Here is a 3,347-nt window from a genome sequence, read left to right as displayed (position 1 = left end):
GCCGCCTGCGCTACCGAGGAACCATCAAGAACAACACCTGGCTCCACACCCGCGCAGCCGCCCTCAACCTGCGAACCCTGCTCAACCTCGGACTCACCCACAACGGCACGACCTGGCAAATCCAGGCCACCACCTGACAGCACGGCCCGGATCAACCCAAGATCTTCATCAGCCTTCTAGGGGCTCTCTTTCGGATCACGTCGGATCAGCGCGCGGCGTCGGAGTGCGTGCATCGCAAGGCGGAGGAGGGAGTCCATGCGGAGCATCGGCGACCGACGACAACGCGGCGAGGTGCGTGCTCCGGCGTCGCGCGCCCGGCGTGATCCGAAAGGGAGGCCCTGATCCGATGGGCGTAGCGCGTTCCGGGAGGCATGGCCGGGATCAGCGCACCCAGTTCTTGAGCGGCTCGGTGTCCAGCGAGATCCCCACCGGCTCGGGGAGGTGGACGGTCTTGCCGAACGGGAGGATCTGCGCGGTCTCGTAACGGACGCCGTCGGGCTGGCTGTAGACGGTGACCTCGGCGGAGTCGCGGTCGATCAACAGGTAGACGGGGATGCCGGTCTCGGCGTAGGCGCGCGGCTTCTCGACGCGGACGCGATGGTCGGCCACGGATTCGTAAGAGGTGACTTCGGCAACCATCAGTGCCTCGTCCGCGCTCACCCACTCCCCCTGCCCGGCAAGGGCCTCGGAGGGCGCCAGCATGCCGTCGGGGTGCGCGCGGCCGCCTCGGGCACCCTGGACCCTCAGGCCATGGCTGTGCAGCCAGAGCTCAGGCCGCGCCTGGAGGCAGCTGCGGACCAGCCATTCGAGGACCCGGCCGTGGCTGCCGTCCCGCAGGGGCTTGACTCCCAGCCTCCCGTTGAGGAACTCCAACCGGACTCCTTCGATCGTGCGGGCTGCGAGCCGGGCGAGTTCCTCGAATTCTTCGGTCAGCAACTGCGGTCGGTCGGGGCCGTCGATCTCGACGCTCATTCCTGGGTCGGGGCTCATGCCTGTGACCGTAGAGCCACGATCAGACAGCGCCGGTCCGGACCGGGGGCTCGTTGCGGGTGGCTCGGAAGAGTGGCACGGGAAATGTGGCCCAGGTCACAGCGAAAGGCGAAATTTCCGGGGAGGGAATCCCCGTTTGGTCTTTCGTAGGCAGAAGCGGGGAGAACTTCCCCGGTATCCTGAAGGAGCAGTCGCCGTGACCACCGCCGCCACCGAGCCGGTCCGACCCGTGGAGAGCGTCCGTGCGCCCAAGCTGCGCGCTGACGCGACCCGCAACCGGGAGCGGATCGTCCTGGCGGCTCGCGACGCCTTCGTCGAGCACGGCGCGGACGTGCCGCTGGACGAGATCGCGAAGCGGGCCGGGGTCGGCAACGCCACGCTGTACCGGAACTTCCCGGACCGCTCGGCGCTGGTCCGCGAGGTGGCGCTGCTCGTCAAGAGCCGTATCCTGGCCCTCGCCGAGACGGCGACGGTCGAGGCGGACGCCCCTGACGGCGTCCCGTTCGACGCCCTGCAGCGGTTCGCGCACGCGACCGTCGCGGAGAAGCTCGGCGCGCTCTGCCCGATGTTCACCAGCCACGTCGACCCGTTCGACCCGGACCTCACCGAGGCCCGCGAGCGCCTGACGGCCGCCGTGAGCGGTCTGATGGAGCGCGCCCGGGCGGCGGGTGAACTGCGGGCGGACGTCGACCACGGAGACCTGTTCATCGCGATCAGCCAGCTGACCCGGCCGCTGCCGGGGACGTCCTGCCAGCTGCTCGACGACTTCGTCCACCGGCACCTGCAGCTGTTCCTGGACGGGCTGCGCACGCCGGCCCGTTCGGTGCTGCCCGGCCGGGCCGCGACCTTCGAGGACTTCCAACCCCACCACTGACCCACCAGCGGTACCCCGACCGACCGACCCGCCCTCCGGACCGCGCCGACCACCGGCCCGCCAGGAGCTGATCCCCGCACGCCCCGCACCGACGCACGCCCCCGTACGGCGACCAGCCGTCCCCGTACGGCGGTCGAACCCTGTCGCACGCCACGCACCCTGAAGTGAGTACCCCCATGCCTGAAACCGACGCCCGAGCGGCGACGCTGCCCGATCCCCGGCGCTGGAAGGCGCTGATATTCATCGGCCTCGCCCAGCTGATGGTCGTCCTGGACGCCACCATCGTGAACATCGCCCTGCCGTCCGCCCAGCGGGACCTGGGCATCTCCGACGGCAACCGCCAGTGGGTGATCACCGCCTACGCGCTGGCCTTCGGCGGCCTGCTGCTGTTCGGCGGCCGGATCGCAGACCTCTGGGGCCGCAAGCGGACCTTCGTGGTCGGCCTGGCCGGCTTCGCACTCGCCTCCGCGCTCGGCGGCGCCGCGGCCAACACCGCGATGCTGCTCGGCGCCCGCGCCCTCCAAGGCGTGTTCGGCGCGCTGCTCGCCCCGGCCGCGCTGTCGCTGCTGGCGGTGACCTTCACCGAGGCCAAGGAGCGCGCCAAGGCCTTCGGCATCTACGGCGCGATCGCCGGTGGCGGTGGCGCGATCGGCCTGATCCTCGGCGGCCTGCTGACCGAGTACATGAACTGGCGCTGGACCTTCTTCGTCAACGTCCCGTTCGCCATCGTCGCCGCCGCGGGCGCCGTCCTGGTGATCCGCGAGCCCGCCGAGGGCCGCAACCGCAACCGGCTGGACGTCCCCGGCGTGCTGCTGGTGACCACCGGCCTGGTCTCGCTGGTGTACGGCTTCACCCGCGCCGAGTCCAGCGGCTGGACGGCCGCCAGCACGCTGGGGCTGTTCGTCGCGGCCGTCGTGCTGCTGACCGCGTTCGTCCTGGTGGAGCGCCGGGTCAAGGCCCCGCTGCTGCCGCTGCGCGTGGTGCTGGACCGCAACCGCGGCGGGGTGTACCTGTCGCTCGGCCTGGCCGTGATCGGCATGTTCGGCCTGTTCCTGTTCCTGACCTACTACCTGCAGCTCGTGCGCGGCTACAGCCCGGTGCTGACCGGCGTCGCGTTCCTGCCGATGGTGGCGGGCATGATCACCGGCTCGACCCAGATCGGCGCCCGGCTGATGACCCGCGTCCCGGCGCGGTTCCTGATGGCCCCCGGCTTCCTGGTCGCCTCGATCGGCATGCTGCTGCTGAGCAACATCGGTCTGGACACCTCCTACCCGATGCTGATCCTGCCCGGCCTGGTCCTGATGGGCCTCGGCATGGGCACCGCGTTCATGCCGGCGATGAGCCTGGCCACGCACGGCGTCCAGCCGCGCGACGCGGGCGTCGCCTCGGCGATGGTCAACACCTCGCAGCAGGTCGGCGGCGCCATCGGCACCGCGCTGCTGAACACCATCGCGGCCAGCGCCACCACCAGTTGGCTGGCCTC

3 protein-coding genes are annotated in these 3,347 nt (G+C 70.7%); 2 read left to right on the top strand and 1 reads right to left on the bottom strand.

What is annotated here, in order from left to right:
• Positions 1–381: 381 nt before the first annotated feature.
• On the bottom strand, positions 382–990 hold the full coding sequence (locus ACFV6I_RS38565) for a Uma2 family endonuclease (RefSeq protein WP_380430852.1): 609 nt from the start codon (positions 988–990) through the stop codon (positions 382–384).
• A 196-nt stretch (positions 991–1,186) separates the two neighbouring features.
• On the opposite strand from ACFV6I_RS38565, the gene ACFV6I_RS38560 reads away from it, so the two are divergent.
• Entirely contained in the window at positions 1,187–1,864 is a 678-nt protein-coding gene (locus ACFV6I_RS38560) for a TetR/AcrR family transcriptional regulator (protein ID WP_380346418.1), read from the top strand.
• Between the two features lie 176 nt (positions 1,865–2,040).
• Positions 2,041–3,347: MFS transporter (locus ACFV6I_RS38555; RefSeq protein ID WP_380346416.1), on the top strand; the 1,307-nt coding region annotated here is incomplete at its 3' end.

The organism is Kitasatospora sp. NPDC059803 (genome assembly GCF_042732255.1).
Classification (GTDB): domain Bacteria; phylum Actinomycetota; class Actinomycetes; order Streptomycetales; family Streptomycetaceae; genus Kitasatospora.
The sequence above is the reverse complement of the archived record's forward strand: the minus strand, read 5'-3'. Positions and strand labels throughout refer to the sequence as shown.